The organism is Streptomyces sp. NRRL B-3229, from assembly GCF_000719505.1.
In the GTDB taxonomy this organism is placed as follows: Bacteria; Actinomycetota; Actinomycetes; order Streptomycetales; family Streptomycetaceae; genus Streptomyces; species Streptomyces griseorubiginosus.
This window is the reverse complement of record NZ_JOGP01000033.1, coordinates 1-16517: the sequence shown is the minus strand read 5'-3', so window position 1 is coordinate 16517 and position 16517 is coordinate 1. Positions and strand designations below refer to the sequence as shown.

Genomic DNA, 16517 nt, shown 5'->3' with positions numbered 1-16517 from the left:
CCCGCGTACGGCCGGCCCGCACCCGTGCACCGTGCAGCGTCCAGTGACGACGCGGCACCAGGGCCCTCGCCCCGCGAAAGCCCGCTCCCTGTATCCGGCGGACAACGGGCTCACCACGCAGGAACACGTCCTCGTGAACGGCGACGCGCGAGCGGCGATCCTGCCGGGCGCCCGCCGCGACGAACACACCGTGGATCCGAACGGCTGGATCGACCTGGCCGGACGACGGGTGAAGCCAGGACCCCTGAGGGCGGACACCGGAAGTAGACAGGTAGTCTATGCATAGATAGTCTATGCATAGATAGTCTGCACATAGATAGTCCGCGGGAAGCTAACTCACCTACGGCCAGGGGGCCACCATGTGGACGTACGAGCACAGCATCGAGACCAGCGCGACGGCCGAAGAGATCTGGGCTCGGTGGGCCGACGTCGAGAGCTGGAGGGACTGGAACGCCGACATCGAAAGCATTCAGATCAATGGCCCGTTCGAGGCGGGCGCCGAGATCGTGATGACCCCGGCCGGTCAGGACCCGGTGCACCTGCTCGTCGCCGAGGCCAGCGTCAACGAACGGTTCGTGGACGAGGCCCGGTTCGACGGACTGGTCCTGCGTACCGAGCACCGGCTCGACCAGGGCGCGCAGGGCCGCACTCGCGTGACGTACCACATGGAGATCACCGGCTCCGGTGCCGACGAACTCGGCCCTCAGATCGGTCCGGCCATCACCGCGGACTGGCCGCAGACCATGGCCGCACTTGCCGAGCTGTCCGAGCGCGCCGAGCCGGCACAAGGCTGATGGCCCTCAGCCCCGGCGACAGCCCCGGTTTCCTGCTCTGGCATGCCACGTTGCGCTGGCAGCGCGACATCGCCACTGCTCTCGGCCCCCTGGGCCTCACCCATGTCCAGTTCGTCCTGCTTGCCTGCACCTGGTGGCTGAACACACACGGCGAGCACCCCAACCAGCTGGCCGTGGCCCGCCAGGCCGGGACGGACGTCAAGATGACCTCGCAGGTCCTGCGCGCCCTGGAGGCCAAGGGCTTGATCGAACGCGAGGTCGACCCCGCAGACACACGTGCCAAACGGCTGCGTGTCACCAGCACCGGCGCCGAACTCGCACCGCGCGCGATCGCCGCCGTCGAGGCCGTCGACGCACGCTTCTTCAAGCCGGTGGCACACGATGACGCCGTGACCCTGCTCAGCCGCTTGGCCAACCCCGAATCCTGAAGCCCCGCACCGCGGACAGCGTCACCTCGAACCCCTGGGCCAACGACGTCTGCGAGGCCCTCTGCCACGAACCTCTGCCACGAACCGCTGCCGACGAGAAATGGCCGACCGAACCTTCACCAGCGCCCTTGCCCATGCCTCAACAGGAAACGGACATCACCTGACGAGCCGCCCACTTGCGGGTTCAGCGGGTGCAGACGTCTTGCCGGACACCGCCGCAGGTCCGGCGATCTGCCGCCGGACGTGAGCGATCAAGGCAATCGTGATCAGTAGGCATCCCGTCATCACGACGAACGGCAGCGCTCCGCTGGCATCGGCACTCTTGAGCCAGCCGAAGGAGTAGGGGCCAGCGAATCCGGCGATGTTGCCGGTGGCGTTGATCAGCGCGATACCGCCTGCCGCGGCCGCCCCGATCAGGTATCCGGTGGGGATCGTCCAGAACTGGGCCTGGGTGGACAGACTCGCGGAGATGGCCACGCACAGTAGGACGAGGGTGAGGGCCGGCCTGCCAATGAAGACGGCGACGAGGGCGAAGCTGACCGCGGCCAAGGTCAGGGGGCCGAAGACGTTCCAGGTCCGGGCCCCACTGCGGGCAGCGGCCCGACCGATCACGTAGATCGAGACCAGCGCGCAGGCGAAGGGCAACGCGGAGACGAGGCCGACCTTGGTGGAGCTCATGCCTGGTGTCGCGTTCTCGATGACAGACGGCAGCCAGAAGGTCAGCGCGTTGCTGCCGTAGCAGATCAGGAGGAAGGCCAGGGACAGCACGAGAACGCGGCGGTCGGTGAGGGCGTGCCGGAACGAGTGCGGCGCGTCGGGAGCCTTGGCCCGCTCCTCCTCGGCCAGGGTGGTGGTCAGCCAGTCGCGTTCCTGTGGACTGAGCCAGGTGGCTTGGGCGGGGCTCCCGGTGAGCCGCAGTATGGCCGGCGGAGCGAGGACGAGTGCGGCTCCGCCCTCGATCAGGAACACCCAGCGCCAGCCGTCGATGCCGCCGAGCCGGTGGGTGGCGTCCAGGAGCCAGCCGGTGAGCGGGTTGCCGACGACCATGGCCAAGGGAATGCCGAGGTAGAAGGCGCTCAACGCCCGTCCGCGATGGCGTGCCGGATACCACTGGGCGATGCACAGAAAGACTGCGGGGGCCATGCCGGCCTCGGCGATGCCCAGGAGAACACGGGCCGCGTACAACTGGGTGGGCGAGTGCACGAGGGAGGTCGCCATCGCGACCACTCCCCAGCTGATCATGATGCGCGGGATCCAGAGGCGCGGGCCGAGCCGGTGAGCGAGCCGATTGCTGGGAACCTCGCAGAGGACGTAGCCGAGGAAGAAGATGCCGCCGGCCAGACCGAAGGCGACGTCCGTCAGGCCGAGGCCGGCGGAGAGCCTGCCCTTCATGACGCCGAGGTTGGTCCGGTCGAGGTAGGCGGTGAAGTACGCGGCGACCAGGATCGGCATCAGCCGCCAGGTGATCTTGCGTATGGTCCTTCTCTCCAGGTCGGAGACCGACTGCTGGGGCGAGGCGAGGGAGGGATTCGCGAGGGACATGCCGTGCTCCAGGGGGCGGCCGCGGGGACCGGGGGCGGGAACGAGAGCGAAGGTTCGACTAATTGAGATGCCGATCCCATATCTGTGGATGCCACATTCTCCCCATCTCCACTTTTAGTCAATAGCGGAGGCAAGTTGACTTATTTAAAGTAAGAGATCAGTCTCAGAAGTGACACCGTGGTTGCCCTGCCGCCGCTTAGGAGACTCTGTCATGCCCCTCCCGTCCCCTTCCGACGCCGTGACCCGCCTGCTGACAGGCAGTCTGCGCCCAGCCGGTGGGCCGCCCACCGGCGAGCCGGCGTTGCTGGGGGTGGGCGAGCCCGACTTCGCGACACCGGAGCCGATCGTGCGTGCCGCCGCCGAAGCGCTCGCGGCAGGGTGGACCCACTACGGCGATCTCAACGGCGATCCCGAACTGCGCGCCCTGGCGGCACGGCTGGCCAGCGAGTCTGCCGATACTCCTTACCGTTCGCAACAGGTTCTCGTGACGAACGGCGCCACGTCCGCGGTGTCCGCCGCGGTGGCCTCCACCGTCTCACCGGGCGATCGGGTCGTACTGCTCGATCCGAGCTACTCGCTGTTCTCTTCCGCCGTCCTGATGGCCGGCGGTGAGCCGGTCTACGTCCCCTTCGACGCGACCGGCCATCTCGATCTGGAGCGGATCGCCGAGGCACTGCCGGGCGCCAAGGCCCTGATCCTCGTCAATCCCGCCAATCCGGTCGGTACGGTGTTCCATCGCACCGAACTGGAGGCGCTGGCGGACCTCACGCAACGGCACGGCACCGTCGTCATCGCCGACGAGGTCTGCGACCACTTCATCTTCGACGACCGCGTCTTCACCTCGGCCCTGGCCGTCGACACCTGGCGGGACCGGCTCGTCTACTGCCAGTCGCTGTCGAAGACCTACGCGATGACCGGCTGGCGCGTGGGCTACCTCATCGCTCCCGCTTCCATGATCAACGGCATTCGGACTCTGCACCGGACCTTCCTGGGGGCGGTGAACGCTGCCGCCCAGCGCGCGGCCATCGTCGCGCTGGAGGGCGGCGACGCCTTCGTCAAGCCCATGCGCGAGTCCTACCAGGAGCGCCGCGACTACATCGTCGCCCGGATCAACGCCATGCCCGAACTGAGTGCTGCCGTGCCCGAGGGAGGGTTCTTCGTCCTGGCCCGATACGACCGGCAGACCCCGTCCCTGGAACTCGTCGCCTCGCTGGCCGACCACGGGGTCGTGGTCCGTCCGGGACGCGAGTTCGGTCCGGCCGGTGAGGGCCACCTGCGGATCTCCGTCGCGTCGCCCCCGACCATGCTGGAAACGGGGCTGGACCGCATCGAGGACTACTTCCGACTCACGCGCTGACCGCCCTGCGGCCCAGCCGGGTACGCTCGGCGGACAGGGCGGCTGCCCCGGGGATTCCGGCGGGAGTCGACAGACGAATCGACGGATTCGACGTACTAGTTGATGAGGAGTCGGGCGCTGAGCGGCACGCGACACACGAACAGTCCGAACGGCACGCGGTTGCGCAGTGACGCGCAGCGCAACCGCAAGCGGCTGCTGGAAGCGACCGGGGAAATGCTCCGCACCGATCCGGAGAACGTGTCCGTACCCGTGATCGCCAAGCGCGCCGGGCTCTCGACCGCCACCGCCTACCGGTACTTCCCCTCCCTGGACGAGCTGCTCAACACCTACCTCCACGACGTCATCGTCGAACTGCGCGACTACAGCCACGATTGCCCCAAGACAGGCAGCTCCCTGTTCAAGGACGTCGTCCACGAATGGGGACGGTTGCTGTCCGTGTACGGGACGGCGATGATCCAACTGCGCGCCCGGGAGGGCTTCCTGGAACGCCTGCGGGCCGGCGACAAGGTGATCAGCACGGTCCGCGACGCCTGGGAGCGACCCATCCGCAGCATCATGCGCAAACTGGACGTCCCTGACGAACAGTTCGACTACGCCCTGTTCCTGTACAACATCGTCTTCGACCCCCGTGAAGTCCTCGACCTCGTAGGCCAGGGCTTCGCCGTCGACGATGCCCTGGACCGCCTCATCGCCACTTACTACGGCGCTCTGCGCGGCTGGGCAGCCGACCTCTGAGCGGTCGGCTCCTTCCGCTGGGCTGACACGTACTCGCTCGACTTCCCGTCGGGCGCGACGTACATGCGCGCGAAGGCCAGAAGGCCGGCCACGCCTGCCACTACGCATGTGGGCTCCCCCACCTTGCCGGCCGTCTGCGTGACAAGGGAACCGTCAGCGATGAGGATTCCGGCGATCTGCGCGAACGTGAAGATCGTTCCGCCGAGCAGGAACATGAGCAAGGTGACTCGAAAGGCAACGGACAGCAGTCTGTTCATGAGGACTCCGCTTCTCGGTTGTCGGGCAGGGCTGCCGTTGGCGCGGCGGACCGGTGGTTCAGGGCACCCACAGGACGCCCGTGGCGATGAGCACCCCGAACAGCAGTGAGGGGACGAGGTAGTACGCGATGATGGGCCCGAAGATCCGTACGGGGTTGATCTCGGCGATACCGCTCGCGACGTAGATGGGGGCCGCGCCCGGCGGGGAGGCCCCCTCCGAGGATGCGAAGACGAGAAGGGCGGCGAACGCCGCGACCGGCGGCACTCCGGCGGTGGTCAGCGCGAGGAATCCGACAGGACCCACGGCGGCGGTGGTCGCGGTGGAGTTCAACGGGCCGGCGACGGTGACGACGACCAGGCCGACCAGTACGGCGACCAGCAAGGCAGGCGCTCCGTCGAGCCGGTGGAGCTGGCGACCGAGCTGGTCGGCGAGCCCCAGGTCGTTGAGCACGTTGGAGGCGGCAAAGGCGCAGACCATGGTGACGCCGACGACGCTGAGCTTCGGGCCGATCGTGTCGAGCAACCGCCACCATGCACGAGATCCACGGGGCAAGGTCTTCCGCCCGACCAGGATTCCGGCGAGCAGGACGAGGACGGGCATCCAGATGAGCAGGTCGATCGCCTCGGCGCCTGCTTCCCCGATCCGGTGCTCGACGAAGTGGCCGGTTGGACCCATGGTGGCCAGGACGGGGACCGCGATACCCACGAAGATCAGCATCGATGTCCATCCGCGGCCGAGCGTCCGCCGCAACGGCTGGATGTCGTCCGGAGACATCGCGGTGATACCGCGGCGGCGGACGATCACCAGGGTGATGGCAAGCCGCATGACGACCATCCACGTGCCTGCCACGAACATGGTGGGGACGACGTCGGAGGAGTCCAGCACCGGGCTGACCGTTGGTGAGGCGAGCAGCACGAAGAAGGCGGCTCCGAACGGGAAGGTCGTGCCCATCCCCGCATTGCCCGCGGTGATGAGTGCGGCCGTCTCCCCGTCGGTGTTCGAGCGCCGCATCCACGGGATCGTGATGGAGCCGATGGTGGCCGCGATCGCCGGGCCCGCGTGCGCGACCGTGCTGAACAGCCCCGCGGACGCGGTGGCCGCATAGGCGGATCCGCCGCGGAAGCGGCCCAGCAGTGAGCTCAGGATGTCGACCAGGCGTTGCATGAGCCCGGCTTCGGAGAGGACGGTGCTGACGAAGACAAAGGCCAGGGCCGCGAAGGTGATGGGTTCCTTCAGCGCGGTGACGAGGCCGTCCCACGCGACCTCGGGTGCGTCGCCGCCCGCGAACGCGGCGGTGACCAGGAAGCCGACGATCATCGCTTCCCCTACGTTGCGGCGCAACAGAACGTTCCAGACGATGATGGCCGCGATGGACGCTGCCAGTGCGGTAATCGCGCTCATGAGGGGGGTCTCATTTCTTTGCCCTGTCGACAGTGACAGGCTGTGGTTGCATCGGGATCGCCGCCCGCTCGGTGGTGGCCGCGATGTGCCGGCCCAGGAGATCCGGCGCGGGAATGCCCGAAGCGGCGCTCTCCGCGCGAGCCCGTTCCTCCGGCTCGCCCCGGATCGCGACTTCGGTCAGCAGTTTGAGAGTCGCCGAGCCGTGGACCAGCAGGCTGCACGCTTCGGCCGCGATGGTCACCGCTTCGCCGGATGGGCCGGCGCCCCAACCCGCCGGAACCTTGCGGCCCTTGAACGCGTCCTGGCCACAGCGCTGGAGTTCATGCAGTGCGGACAGCCGGAACGGATCGGTCGCGACCGGGCGCCTTCCCCGTCCCGAGCAGCGCGTCCAGCCCGATGTACTGAGATTTGATTCTCTCTTTCGAGAGCCACAACCCGACCTCCCCGCTGAGGGGAGGCCTGCACGGCCGCCGGGTCGAGGCTCTCCGTACCCACGATGGCGACGTGAGCATGAAGGCGGGTTCTGCCCATCTCATGGACCCCAATCGCAAAGTGAGACTAAAGTCTCAGTACGGTTTCGGAGTCACAACCTAGAATGATGTCTCAGTTCAGTCAATGGGTTCAGCGTCGGCTCTTCCGGGCAGCCGGCGACCAGTACGCCTCCTCGCCGCCGGTGCCGGGCAACAGCGAAGAGCCCTACTCGCCGACCGCCTCAAGCACCGCTTCAATCCGGTCGAGCCCTTCGGCGAGGACATCAAGGCCGGCGGCGAAACTCAGGCGGATGTGCCCTTGTCCGCTGGCGCCGTACTCACTGCCGGCCCGAACCGCGACACCGCCGGCGAGCAGCTTGGCAGCCATCTCCTGCGAGGAGAGATCCGCGTCGTACCGGGCCAGGGCGTAGAAGGCTCCCTCGGGCTCGTTGGCGCGGAGCGTTGGCATGTCGTTGATGCGCTTCGTCACGAAGTCGCGCCGCTCCTGGTACGCGCGAAGCATCGGGGCCGCCAGTTCGGGGCCGATCCGAAGCGCGGTCAGCGCCGCACGCTGGACTGCCGCGTTGACGGAGGAGTTCATGGTGCGGTGCACGTGGCGGATCGCTCCCGCCATCACCTCCGGGGCCACCACGTACCCGATGCGCCAACCGGTCATGGCGTATGTCTTGGACAGGGTCTGGACGTAGATCAGACGCTCGCTGAGGGACTCGACGGCAAGTGCCGAGACGAACCGCACACCGCTGTAGACGATGTCCGCGTACGCCTCGTCCGCCAGGACCAAGGTGTCAGTGCCGTGGAGGAGTTCGCCGAGCAGGGCCAGTTCGGCGGGCGGGATGACCGCTCCCGTGGGGTTGCCCGGATTGCACAGCACCACCATGCGGGCACCCCGCGCCGCGGCGGCCAGCGCCTCCAGGTCGAGGTGGTGCCGTGCCGTCGTCGCCACGGGCACGGGGACACCCCCGGCCAGCCGGACCGCGTCGGGATAGAGCGAGTACGTGGGTTCGGGCAGGACGACACGGTCGCCCGGGTCCACGGTGGCAAGGATCGCGGCCGTGATCGCGGCCGCGCCGCCGTGACTGACCAGCACGGAGTCCGCGGTGTGGGCTCGCCCGGAGATGCGCGCGGCCTCGGCCGCGATGGCTTCACGCAGTTCGGGATCGCCGTTCAGGTCGCCGTAGTGGGTCCAGCCTTCCCGCAGTGCGCGTTGCGCGGCCTCGACTATCGGCTCAGGGGTGGGGAAGTCGGGCTCCCCCATGGCCAGGGACACGGTGCCTTGAGGGGGAACGGCACCGGCCGGTCTGAGGGAGGAGCTCTGGACTCGGGCGATCGCTTGCGACGGGCGGAAGGCAACCATGCCGCCTCCTTGAGGCTTGGGACAGAGAAATAGAGATCTCAGTCTTAGTTAGATGACGGGACTATTGCGTAAGCCTCTGAACTGGTCAAGGCCCACACGTCACTCCATCCCGCGCGTTTCAGTCCTGTTACCTCGTGCTACATCGAGGCATTCCCCTTCCCTGGGGCTTGACAAGCCATCCTCGGCGACCAACGCTTAGTGGCGAACTGAGACAGCACTCACAGTTGCTGTCCGTCTGGAGGTGTCTCATGAGCCCCACGACCGAACTCGTCGTGATGAACGGGGTCAACAAGCACTTCGGTGATCTGCATGTGCTCAGGGACATAGACCTGACCGTGCGGGCGGGCGAGGTGGTCGTGGTCATCGGTCCGTCAGGGTCTGGCAAATCGACGCTGTGTCGCACCATCAACCGGCTGGAGAGCCTCGACTCCGGCACGGTTGTCCTTGACGCCCGACCCCTCCCCGAGGAGGGCAGGGACCTTGCCCGACTGCGTGCCGATGTCGGCATGGTTTTCCAGTCCTTCAACCTCTTCGCGCACAAGACCGTGCTGGAGAACGTGATGCTCGGACCGGTCAAGGTCCGCAGGCGCGGCAAAGCAGAGGCCGAGGCACGCGCCCGGGTCCTGCTGGACCGGGTCGGAGTGGCCGGCCAGGCCGACAAGTACCCCGCTCAACTGTCCGGCGGGCAGCAACAACGGGTCGCCATCGCCCGCGCCTTGGCCATGGACCCGAAGGTGATGCTCTTCGACGAGCCCACCTCCGCCCTCGATCCGGAGATGGTCAACGAGGTGCTGGAGGTGATGCAGCAGCTCGCCCGGGACGGCATGACCATGATCGTCGTCACGCACGAGATGGGCTTCGCCCGCCGGGCCGCCGACCGGGTCGTCTTCATGGCCGACGGGGAGATCGTCGAGTCCGGCACACCGGAGGAGTTCTTCGCCGCCCCCCGCACGGACCGGGCGAGGGACTTCCTCTCCAAGATCCTCAGCCACTGACCTCCTGCCGCACGCTGCCCCATCCCGGCCGTCAGTCCTCCACTTCACAGCAAGGAAAGACCATGCACATGCGACGCACCCCTGCTCTCGCCGCCCTCGCCGTCCTCTCGCTCGCCCTCACCGCCTGCGGCGGTGGCAACGACAGCGACACCGCGGCGGTCGAGGTCGCCAAGGCCCCCACGTTCGCCCCCGGGACCACCATGGCGAAGATCGCCAAGACGGGCACCCTGCAGGCCGGGGTCAAGTTCGACCAGCCCGGTTTCGGCATGACCGGCCTCTCGGACAAGCCGCAGGGCTTCGACGTCGAGATCGTCAAGATCATCGCCGCGAAGCTGGGCATCGACCCCGGCCACATCAAGTACACCGAGGCCCCGTCGAACGTCAGGGAGGAGATCCTGGAGAGAGGCGAGGTCGACGTCGTCGCGGCGACGTACACCATCAACGACGAACGCAAGAAGCGGATCTCCTTCGCCGGCCCCTACTACCAGGCCGGCCAGCGCCTGATGGTCAAGTCCGGGAACACCACCATCACCGGACCCGAGTCGCTGGCCAAGACCAAGGCCAAGGTGTGCAGCGCCACCGGTTCCACGCCGTCCGAGAACATCAAGCAGTACCTGTCCGGCAGCGACCGCCTGGTGCTCTTCGACAACTACACCAAGTGCGCCGACGCCCTGCGGACCGGCCAGGTGGACGCGGTCACCACCGACGACGTGGTCCTCATGGGCCTGGCGAGCAACTCGAACGGCGACTTCAAGGTGGTCGGCCCCAAGTTCAGCAAGGAGCCCTACGGCATCGGCATCGCCAAGGGCGACGTCGCCTTCTGCCGGTTCATCGACGACACCCTGGCCGAGGCCGCCAAGTCGGGCGCGTACACGAAGGCGTGGAAGGACACCGCCGGAAAGCTCGACAAGAGCATTCCGGTGCCCACCCTGGCCAAGGCAGACACCTGCAGCTGAGTACGCCCACCACTCCGACCGACCACCAAGGAGGCGGCGCGCATGGACGCCATCACCGATAACCTGGGGCTTTTCGGCTCCGGGTTCCTGCGCTCCCTCGGCATAGCCCTGTGGGGACTGGCGGGCTCCCTGACGCTGGGCCTCGTACTGGCGGCCATGCGCGTGTCGCCCGTCCCCCCTCTGCGCACGTTCGCCGGCAACTACGTGACGGTCCTGCGGAACACACCGCTCACCATCGTGCTGTTCTTCATGGCCTTCGGACTGCCCGAGCTGGGCGTCAACTCCTCCTACTACGTCCTGGCCGTCAGCGGACTCGTGCTCTACAGCGCCGCTTTCGTCTGCGAGGCCGTGCGCTCCGGTATCAACGCCGTCCCGGCCGGGCAGGCCGAGGCCGCCCGCTCGCTCGGACTGACCTTCCGTCAGGGCCTCACCCTGGTCATCCTTCCGCAGGCCCTGCGCAGTGTCGTCCCGCCTTTGGGCGCCGTGCTCATCTCGATGTTCAAGAACTCCGCGGTCGTCGGCGCCTTCGGCGTGGGCCGCGACCTCTTCAGCGTCAGCGCCACGCTGACCAGCGCCCAGGGCTATCCGAATCTGCCGGTGCTTCTCGGCGTCACCGTCGGATACCTGGCCATCACGCTGCCTTCCGGGCTCTTCCTCCATGCCGTCGAGCGAAAGGTGGCGATCGTCCGATGAAGACCGCCCCGAGCGTCCTGTACGACGAGCCGGGCCCCCGGACCCGCCGTCTCATCCGTCGCGGCAGCATCGTCGCCTGGGCCGTACTGTCGGCGCTGCTCGTCGTCGTCGTGGTGCGCCTGGCCGACGCCGGACAGTTCGACGCGGAGAAATGGCACCCGCTGATCGATCCCGGTGACGAGAACTTCGCCGCCGTGTGGGACGTCATGGGCACCGGACTGCAGCGGACCCTGGTCGCCGCCGCACTCGCCATCGCCTTCTCCTTGATCGTCGGTACGGCGATCGGCGTCCTGCGGCTGTCCCTCGGACGGCTCACCCGCATCCCGCTCGTCGGGGCGATGGAGGTCGTCCGCGGTGTTCCCGTCGTCATCAGCATCTACTTCGCCTCCCGCGTCCTGCCCGAACTCGGCCTGACCTTCGCCGACGCACCCGGCGGCCGGTTCCTCTGGTACCTCGTCGTCGGGCTCACCGCGTACAACTCGGTGATCATCGCCGAGATCCTCCGGGCCGGCGTCGAGTCCCTGCCCAGGGGCCAGCGCGAGGCAGCCGCGGCCATCGGCCTGACCCGGGGCCAGACGCTGCGGCTCATTCTTCTGCCGCAGGCGTTCCGGACCATGCTCCCGGCGCTGATCAGCCAACTCGTGGTCATCCTCAAGGACACCTCGTTGGCCGCGCTGATCCTGGGCCAGTACCAGGAGTTGCTGAGGGCTTCGAACCTCGTCGCCCAGCAACTGCGCAACCCGATCCCCATGTTCCTGGTGACCGGCGCCATCTACATCATCATCAACTGGCTGCTGTCGAAGCTGGCCGAGTACGTGGAGCGACGCGGCTCCCGCACCGCTCGCAGCCGGGCCTCCGCACCCGTTTCCGCCGCTCCGACGCCCCTCACCCGCGACTCGTCCCCCACCCCCGAAAGGATCGCGTGATGACGACCCGTCTCACCCCCGAACAGGCCGACAAGTTCATGCAGTTCGGTTCAGCCACCGTGCACGAGGCCCAGGGCGGAACCGGTGCCCTGGACAGCGCCATCAAGCCCCTGGACGCCTCCATGGTCGTTGCGGGTCCCGCGCTGACGGTCGACTGCCGGCCGGCGGACAACCTCGCCATCCAGCACGCCGTCACCCTCGCCCGGCCCGGGGACGTTCTGGTCGTGGATGCCAAGGCGTTCCTCGAAGCCGGACCGTGGGGCGACGTCCTCACGCTGTACGCGCAGCAGGCCGGGATCGCGGGACTTGTCATCGACGGATGCGTGCGCGACAGCCGGGCCATCGTGGGCATGGGCTTTCCGGTGTTCTGCCGAGGCATATCGATCAAGGGCACCGGAAAGTTCCAGCCCGGCTCGGTGAACACCGCGGTCACGTGCGGTGGCATCGTGATCCGGCCGGGAGACGTCGTCGTCGGTGACGCTGACGGTGTGGTGGTGGTCCCCGCCCAGGACGCGGCGCGAGTCGTCGAACTGTCCGAGGCCCGTGAGGAGAAGGAGGAGCAGTTCCGTACGGAACTGCTGAAGGGCAAGAGCCTGGTGGAGCTGATGGGTCTCGATGAGCGGCTCCAGCAACTCGGATACCGCTGACCGCCGGCCATGTCGGCACCGGCGGGAGTCGCAGCCCCGGACGTCCGGTTCGAGGACGCGGCGTTCGGCCCTGCGGCCGAGTGGTGGTGACTGACGCCTGCTTCAGGCGCTGAACACGGCGTTCCGGAAGAGCAACCCGAAGGACCCGCGACCCGCGCGCCCAGAGCCGCGAGCGCGCCGCGGAACCAGTCGTGATCCCGCCACAGCGGACGGGCGGCACCCCGCACCGTCAACCGGCGCATGGCTTCGAGCCTTGTGCAACACCCTTTAGGACACGGCGGCCCCTGACACCGGCGCGGTCTCGGCCGTCGCGGTGCGGCTGAAGCGGCGGGTTCCGACAAACGTACCCGCCGTCAGCACGAGGCAGACCACGGCGATGATCCACAGGAGGCTGTCGAGTCCGCCCGGGCTCGCGTTGGCGGCCGAGACCAGCACACCGCAGATGAACTGGCTGAGGAAGAAGCAGCCGGTCCACAAGCCGGTCCCGCGTCCGCGCTGTGCGAACGAGAGGGAGTTGACGGACCAGGTGAGCAAGGTGGGGAGCATCAGCCCGCCGCCCAGGCTGGTGACGACGTATCCCGCACCGACGGCGGCCGGGCCGCCGCCTGCCACGGTGATCAGCAGACCGGCGCCGCCGAGGCCGAACGCCAGCGGGAGCAGGAAGCGTATCCCTCGTCCGACCAGCCTGCTGAAGCTGAGCGACGTCGCCGCGGTGGCAACCGAGCCGAGCGTCCCGATGACCGTGGCCTGTTCCCGGGAGACGAGGTAGGAGAGTCCGACCTGGAGGACGTAGAACATGACGGCGCCGAACACGGTGATCGCCAGCGGAACCCGCAGCTCCCGCCACGGAACCCGCGGAAGGCTGCCGGTGGCCGCCGTGTGCTCGCGCCCGGGCTCCCACAGGAGGATCGCCATGGGAACGAGGAGGAGCAGGGCGATGCCGTAGACGACGAAGGGGGCCCGCCACCCGGCCGCCCCCAGCGCGCCGCCCACCGCGACGAACACGATGGCCGCGACCGCGGAGGATCCGGTCTGGAGGCCGATGACCTTCACTCTCTTCGGGCCGGTGAAGTAATCACTGATCAGGGTGATGCAGACCGTCATGACGGCTGCCTCGACGATGCCCATCAGGGCGCGGGACAGCAGGATCAGGCGCAGGTCGTTCAGATAGAGCGGTGCGGTGCCGAACAGGGTGTAGGCCAGCATCGCGGCCAGCAGCAGGCGCTTGCGTCCGAGCCGGTCGACGATCTGGCCGGCGAACGGGGCCAGCAGTCCGATGAACAGCGCCGGGGCGGCGAGCACGAGCGGGGCGAGGTTCGCGGCCGGGTCGGAGGCGAACGCCTCCTCGATGCTGTGGACGACCGGGGTCAGTACGACGGTGCCGAGGACCGGCAGGGCGCTGCCCAGCATGATCAAGAGGATCTGGGGCCACCCGGCGGGTGCCCCCTTGGGGCTGAGCGAGGGTGTGTCGGCTGCTTGCGACGCGTCCGGCGCGGGTGTGACGACAGGCATGACTCTCCTTTGAGTGGCTGTCGGAGCGGCTGAAGGGGTCGGCTCAGAAGGGGTAGTGCGCGTGCTGGGTGGCGAGGGTGATCCAGCGGGTGTCGGTGAAGGCCTCGATGCCCCAGCGACCGCCGAAGCGTCCGTATCCGGAGGACTTGACGCCGCCGAAGGGCGCCTGGGGTTCGTCGGCGACGGACTGGTCGTTCACGTGCGCGATCCCGGTGCGGATCCGGCCGGCGACCCGCAGCCCGTGCGTGCCGTTCTCGGTGATGATCCCGCACGTCAGCCCGTTCTCGGTGTCGTTGGCTTTGGCGATGGCCTCGTCGTCGGTCGCGAAGGTGTCGATCACGCAGACGGGGCCGAAGGCTTCGGCATGGTACAGCTCGGCGTCCTCGGGCAGGTGGGTGAGGACGGTGGCCGGGTGGTGGGCGCCGTCCGGTGCGCCGCCGCCGGTGAGGACCGTGGCGCCCTTGGCGACGGCGTCCTCGACCAGGGCGGCGACCCGGACCGCGGCGGCCGGGGAGACGAGCGGGCCGATCACGGTGTCGGGCTCGGCCGGGTCCCCGGCGGGCAGCGCGGTCACTTTCGCGGCGAACTTGGCGGTGAACTCCTCGGCCAGGGAGGCGTGTACGAGGATGCGGTCGGCGGACATGCAGATCTGCCCGGAGTTCATGAACGCGGCGAACGCGGCGGCGTCGACCGCGTAGTCGATGTCGGCGTCGTCGAGCACGATCACGGCGTTCTTTCCGCCGAGTTCCAGCACGGCGGGCTTGAGGAACCGCGCGGCGGTGGTGCCGATGACGCGGCCCACGTTCGTGGACCCGGTGAAGTTGACCGCCCGTACCCGTGGGTCGGCGATGAGCGCTTCGGCGATCCGGGGGGCGTCGGTGGGGTCGTTGGTGATGACGTTGAGGACGCCGTCGGGCAGCCCGGCGTCCCGTAGTACGTCGGCGACGAACAGGCCGCAGGCCAGCGGGGCGTCCTCGCTGGGCTTGAGGACCACCGTGTTGCCGGCCGCGAGGGGGGCTGCGACGGCGCGTACGCCGAGGATGACCGGGGCGTTCCACGGGGAGAACGCGGCGACCACGCCGAGCGGTTCGCGCACCGCGAGGCCCAGGGCTCCGGCCTCCTGGGCGGCGAGCACCTCGCCGCGCGGGGCGGTGACCGCGGCGGCGACCTCGCGGAGCACGGTGGCGGCCACGGCAACGTTGAAGTACGCCCATCCCCGGGTGCCGGCGACCTCGCCGGCCATCAGGTCGGCCACCGCCTCGCGGCGCTCCTCGAGCAGGTCGGCGGCTTTGAGGAGGATCGCGCGGCGGGCGTAGGGGCTCACGGCGGCCCAGTCGTCGAACGCGGCCTCGGCGGCGTCCACGGCGAGGGTCACGTCCTCCGTGCCCGCGGCGGCCACCGTGGCGTACGTCCTCCCGGTGTGCGAGGTGAGGTCCTCGGTGGTGCGGCCCGAGCGGGCGGGCACTTCCTTGCCTGCGATGAGCAGTTCACGGGTGAGGGTCATGCGGACTCCGCTGGTGTGAGGCGGCTGCGCTGCGGGTACGGCAGCCCCGGGGCTGGCGGCGCGCCGGAACGCACGCCGCGAGCCCCGAGGCCGGCCCGGCCGCACAGCCGGGAAAGGGGGGTGTTGTCAGACCGGCAGCCGGGAGAGGTCCGCCGGGACTCCGGCCTCCAGCCGGACGTAGCTGGTGGTGGCGTCCTTGCCCACCATGGCGCCGATGATCCCGTTCACCACGGCGTGGCCCATCGTGCTGAGGCCGCCGTCGTGGACAGCCACGGCCAGCCGGGGCTTGATCTCCCGTATGTAGTCGATGACCTCACCGGTCTGCGACCAGGGGCCCTGGACGGGAACCAGCAGCGTGTCCACCGGAGTCGGCGGGACGGTGAAGGCGTCACCGGGGTGGAAGACCGTACCGGCGAGAAGGAAGCCGACGTTGGGTACGCGCGGCAGGTCCGGGTGGACGAGTTGGTGCAGTTCGCCATGTGCCTCGACCTCGAAGCCGCCCACGTCGAAGGTGTCGCCGTCGCCGACCACGGTGACCCGGTTGCCGAGTCCGTCGAGCTTGACGGCCACGGACCGGTTGGTCCAGATCCGCAGGGCCGGGTTGGTCTCGGCGGCCGCCCGGAGGCGGCCCTCGTCGAAGTGGTCGGCGTGTTCGTGGGTGACGAGCACTGCGTCCGCCCCGTCGAGGACCTGGGGCGCGGTGTACTCACCCGGGTCGATGACGAGGGTGACCCCGGCCCGTTCGAAGCGGACGCAGGCATGGCCCCACTTGGTGAGCCGGGATTCCGGCTGGCGGGACGTCACCGCTGGAGCTCCTCGGCTGGGACCCAGGTGCCGTGGAAGCCGTACCGGAGCCGGAAGGGGATCTTCACGGTGGCGATCGGGCCGGCCGCGATGTCGAGGGCGTCGAGGATGGCCAGGTCG

At 68.6% G+C, this 16517-nt stretch carries 18 protein-coding genes; 9 read left to right on the top strand and 9 right to left on the bottom strand.

Annotation, left to right across the window (positions count from 1 at the left end):
* Positions 1 to 359: 359 nt before the first annotated feature.
* Both IF54_RS0135520 and IF54_RS0135515 read left to right on the top strand, forming a co-directional pair.
* Entirely contained in the window at positions 360 to 794 is a 435-nt protein-coding gene (locus IF54_RS0135520; RefSeq protein ID WP_030326449.1) for an SRPBCC family protein, read from the top strand.
* Complete coding sequence (locus tag IF54_RS0135515; protein ID WP_030326448.1) at positions 794 to 1222, top strand: MarR family winged helix-turn-helix transcriptional regulator; 429 nt, start codon at positions 794 to 796, stop codon at positions 1220 to 1222. Before IF54_RS0135520 ends, IF54_RS0135515 begins: the two co-directional genes overlap by 1 nt.
* A 156-nt stretch (positions 1223 to 1378) precedes the next feature.
* On the opposite strand, the gene IF54_RS0135510 is transcribed toward IF54_RS0135515, so the two are convergent.
* Positions 1379 to 2764 carry an MFS transporter gene (locus tag IF54_RS0135510; RefSeq protein ID WP_051735665.1) on the bottom strand — a complete coding sequence of 462 codons (1386 nt, stop codon included), beginning with the start codon at positions 2762 to 2764 and terminating at the stop codon, positions 1379 to 1381.
* 211 nt (positions 2765 to 2975) lie between these two features.
* On the opposite strand from IF54_RS0135510, the gene IF54_RS0135505 reads away from it, so the two are divergent.
* Both IF54_RS0135505 and IF54_RS0135500 read left to right on the top strand, forming a co-directional pair.
* The gene (locus tag IF54_RS0135505; protein ID WP_037821053.1) at positions 2976 to 4121 is read left to right on the top strand and encodes a pyridoxal phosphate-dependent aminotransferase; all 1146 of its coding nucleotides are present in this window, start codon (positions 2976 to 2978) and stop codon (positions 4119 to 4121) included.
* A 159-nt stretch (positions 4122 to 4280) separates the two neighbouring features.
* Positions 4281 to 4856, top strand: coding sequence for a TetR/AcrR family transcriptional regulator (locus tag IF54_RS0135500; protein WP_199821285.1), 576 nt, complete (start codon positions 4281 to 4283; stop codon positions 4854 to 4856).
* Here IF54_RS0135500 and IF54_RS0135495 read toward each other — a convergent pair.
* The 4 genes from IF54_RS0135495 to IF54_RS0135480 all read right to left on the bottom strand — a co-directional run bounded on the left by IF54_RS0135495 (position 4820) and on the right by IF54_RS0135480 (position 8261).
* Positions 4820 to 5113, bottom strand: coding sequence for a hypothetical protein (locus IF54_RS0135495; RefSeq protein WP_051735663.1), 294 nt, complete (start codon positions 5111 to 5113; stop codon positions 4820 to 4822). The two genes, IF54_RS0135500 and IF54_RS0135495, sit on opposite strands and share 37 nt — an antisense overlap.
* Positions 5114 to 5171: 58 nt before the next feature.
* On the bottom strand, positions 5172 to 6515 hold the full coding sequence (locus IF54_RS0135490; protein ID WP_030326441.1) for a TRAP transporter large permease subunit: 1344 nt from the start codon (positions 6513 to 6515) through the stop codon (positions 5172 to 5174).
* Between the two features lie 10 nt (positions 6516 to 6525).
* Positions 6526 to 6756 carry a hypothetical protein gene (locus IF54_RS0135485; RefSeq protein ID WP_030326440.1) on the bottom strand — a complete coding sequence of 77 codons (231 nt, stop codon included), beginning with the start codon at positions 6754 to 6756 and terminating at the stop codon, positions 6526 to 6528.
* 455 nt (positions 6757 to 7211) lie between these two features.
* Complete coding sequence (locus IF54_RS0135480; RefSeq protein ID WP_234439138.1) at positions 7212 to 8261, bottom strand: pyridoxal phosphate-dependent aminotransferase; 1050 nt, start codon at positions 8259 to 8261, stop codon at positions 7212 to 7214.
* A gap of 347 nt (positions 8262 to 8608) precedes the next feature.
* Between IF54_RS0135480 and IF54_RS0135475 the strand changes: the two genes are divergently transcribed.
* From IF54_RS0135475 to IF54_RS0135455, 5 genes are all read left to right on the top strand, one after another.
* Positions 8609 to 9355, top strand: coding sequence for an amino acid ABC transporter ATP-binding protein (locus tag IF54_RS0135475; RefSeq protein WP_030326436.1), 747 nt, complete (start codon positions 8609 to 8611; stop codon positions 9353 to 9355).
* 68 nt (positions 9356 to 9423) lie between these two features.
* Positions 9424 to 10311, top strand: a complete 888-nt coding sequence (locus IF54_RS0135470; protein ID WP_199821284.1) for a glutamate ABC transporter substrate-binding protein — start codon at positions 9424 to 9426, stop codon at positions 10309 to 10311.
* 42 nt (positions 10312 to 10353) lie between these two features.
* Positions 10354 to 11004: an amino acid ABC transporter permease gene (locus IF54_RS0135465; protein WP_030326432.1), complete on the top strand. Its 651-nt coding sequence runs from the start codon at positions 10354 to 10356 to the stop codon at positions 11002 to 11004.
* Positions 11001 to 11930, top strand: coding sequence for an amino acid ABC transporter permease (locus tag IF54_RS0135460; RefSeq protein WP_030326430.1), 930 nt, complete (start codon positions 11001 to 11003; stop codon positions 11928 to 11930). The genes IF54_RS0135465 and IF54_RS0135460 overlap by 4 nt, the downstream gene beginning before the upstream one ends.
* Positions 11930 to 12577: a 4-carboxy-4-hydroxy-2-oxoadipate aldolase/oxaloacetate decarboxylase gene (locus tag IF54_RS0135455; protein ID WP_030326428.1), complete on the top strand. Its 648-nt coding sequence runs from the start codon at positions 11930 to 11932 to the stop codon at positions 12575 to 12577. The genes IF54_RS0135460 and IF54_RS0135455 overlap by 1 nt, the downstream gene beginning before the upstream one ends.
* Positions 12578 to 12844: 267 nt before the next feature.
* Here the strand turns inward: IF54_RS0135455 and IF54_RS0135450 are convergent, their stop codons facing one another.
* From IF54_RS0135450 to IF54_RS42445, 4 genes are all read right to left on the bottom strand, one after another.
* Positions 12845 to 14089, bottom strand: coding sequence for an MFS transporter (locus tag IF54_RS0135450; RefSeq protein ID WP_051735662.1), 1245 nt, complete (start codon positions 14087 to 14089; stop codon positions 12845 to 12847).
* A gap of 43 nt (positions 14090 to 14132) precedes the next feature.
* On the bottom strand, positions 14133 to 15593 hold the full coding sequence (locus tag IF54_RS0135445) for an aldehyde dehydrogenase family protein (RefSeq protein ID WP_030326423.1): 1461 nt from the start codon (positions 15591 to 15593) through the stop codon (positions 14133 to 14135).
* Positions 15594 to 15719: 126 nt separating this feature from the next.
* Positions 15720 to 16397: an MBL fold metallo-hydrolase gene (locus IF54_RS0135440; protein ID WP_037821051.1), complete on the bottom strand. Its 678-nt coding sequence runs from the start codon at positions 16395 to 16397 to the stop codon at positions 15720 to 15722.
* Positions 16394 to 16507: a carotenoid oxygenase family protein gene (locus IF54_RS42445; RefSeq protein WP_267884995.1), complete on the bottom strand. Its 114-nt coding sequence runs from the start codon at positions 16505 to 16507 to the stop codon at positions 16394 to 16396. Before IF54_RS42445 ends, IF54_RS0135440 begins: the two co-directional genes overlap by 4 nt.
* Positions 16508 to 16517: the final 10 nt, after the last annotated feature.

What these genes read in the sequence shown, in the direction of transcription:
- IF54_RS0135520 (WP_030326449.1), top strand. Translation starts at nt 360, where the DNA reads ATGTGGACGTACGAGCACAGCATCGAGACCAGCGCGACGGCCGAAGAG.
- IF54_RS0135515 (WP_030326448.1), top strand. Translation starts at nt 794, where the DNA reads ATGGCCCTCAGCCCCGGCGACAGCCCCGGTTTCCTGCTCTGGCATGCC.
- IF54_RS0135510 (WP_051735665.1), bottom strand. Translation starts at nt 2,764, where the DNA reads ATGTCCCTCGCGAATCCCTCCCTCGCCTCGCCCCAGCAGTCGGTCTCC.
- IF54_RS0135505 (WP_037821053.1), top strand. Translation starts at nt 2,976, where the DNA reads ATGCCCCTCCCGTCCCCTTCCGACGCCGTGACCCGCCTGCTGACAGGC.
- IF54_RS0135495 (WP_051735663.1), bottom strand. Translation starts at nt 5,113, where the DNA reads ATGAACAGACTGCTGTCCGTTGCCTTTCGAGTCACCTTGCTCATGTTC.
- IF54_RS0135490 (WP_030326441.1), bottom strand. Translation starts at nt 6,515, where the DNA reads ATGAGCGCGATTACCGCACTGGCAGCGTCCATCGCGGCCATCATCGTC.
- IF54_RS0135480 (WP_234439138.1), bottom strand. Translation starts at nt 8,261, where the DNA reads ATGGGGGAGCCCGACTTCCCCACCCCTGAGCCGATAGTCGAGGCCGCG.
- IF54_RS0135475 (WP_030326436.1), top strand. Translation starts at nt 8,609, where the DNA reads ATGAGCCCCACGACCGAACTCGTCGTGATGAACGGGGTCAACAAGCAC.
- IF54_RS0135470 (WP_199821284.1), top strand. Translation starts at nt 9,424, where the DNA reads ATGCGACGCACCCCTGCTCTCGCCGCCCTCGCCGTCCTCTCGCTCGCC.
- IF54_RS0135465 (WP_030326432.1), top strand. Translation starts at nt 10,354, where the DNA reads ATGGACGCCATCACCGATAACCTGGGGCTTTTCGGCTCCGGGTTCCTG.
- IF54_RS0135460 (WP_030326430.1), top strand. Translation starts at nt 11,001, where the DNA reads ATGAAGACCGCCCCGAGCGTCCTGTACGACGAGCCGGGCCCCCGGACC.
- IF54_RS0135455 (WP_030326428.1), top strand. Translation starts at nt 11,930, where the DNA reads ATGACGACCCGTCTCACCCCCGAACAGGCCGACAAGTTCATGCAGTTC.
- IF54_RS0135450 (WP_051735662.1), bottom strand. Translation starts at nt 14,089, where the DNA reads ATGCCTGTCGTCACACCCGCGCCGGACGCGTCGCAAGCAGCCGACACA.
- IF54_RS0135445 (WP_030326423.1), bottom strand. Translation starts at nt 15,593, where the DNA reads ATGACCCTCACCCGTGAACTGCTCATCGCAGGCAAGGAAGTGCCCGCC.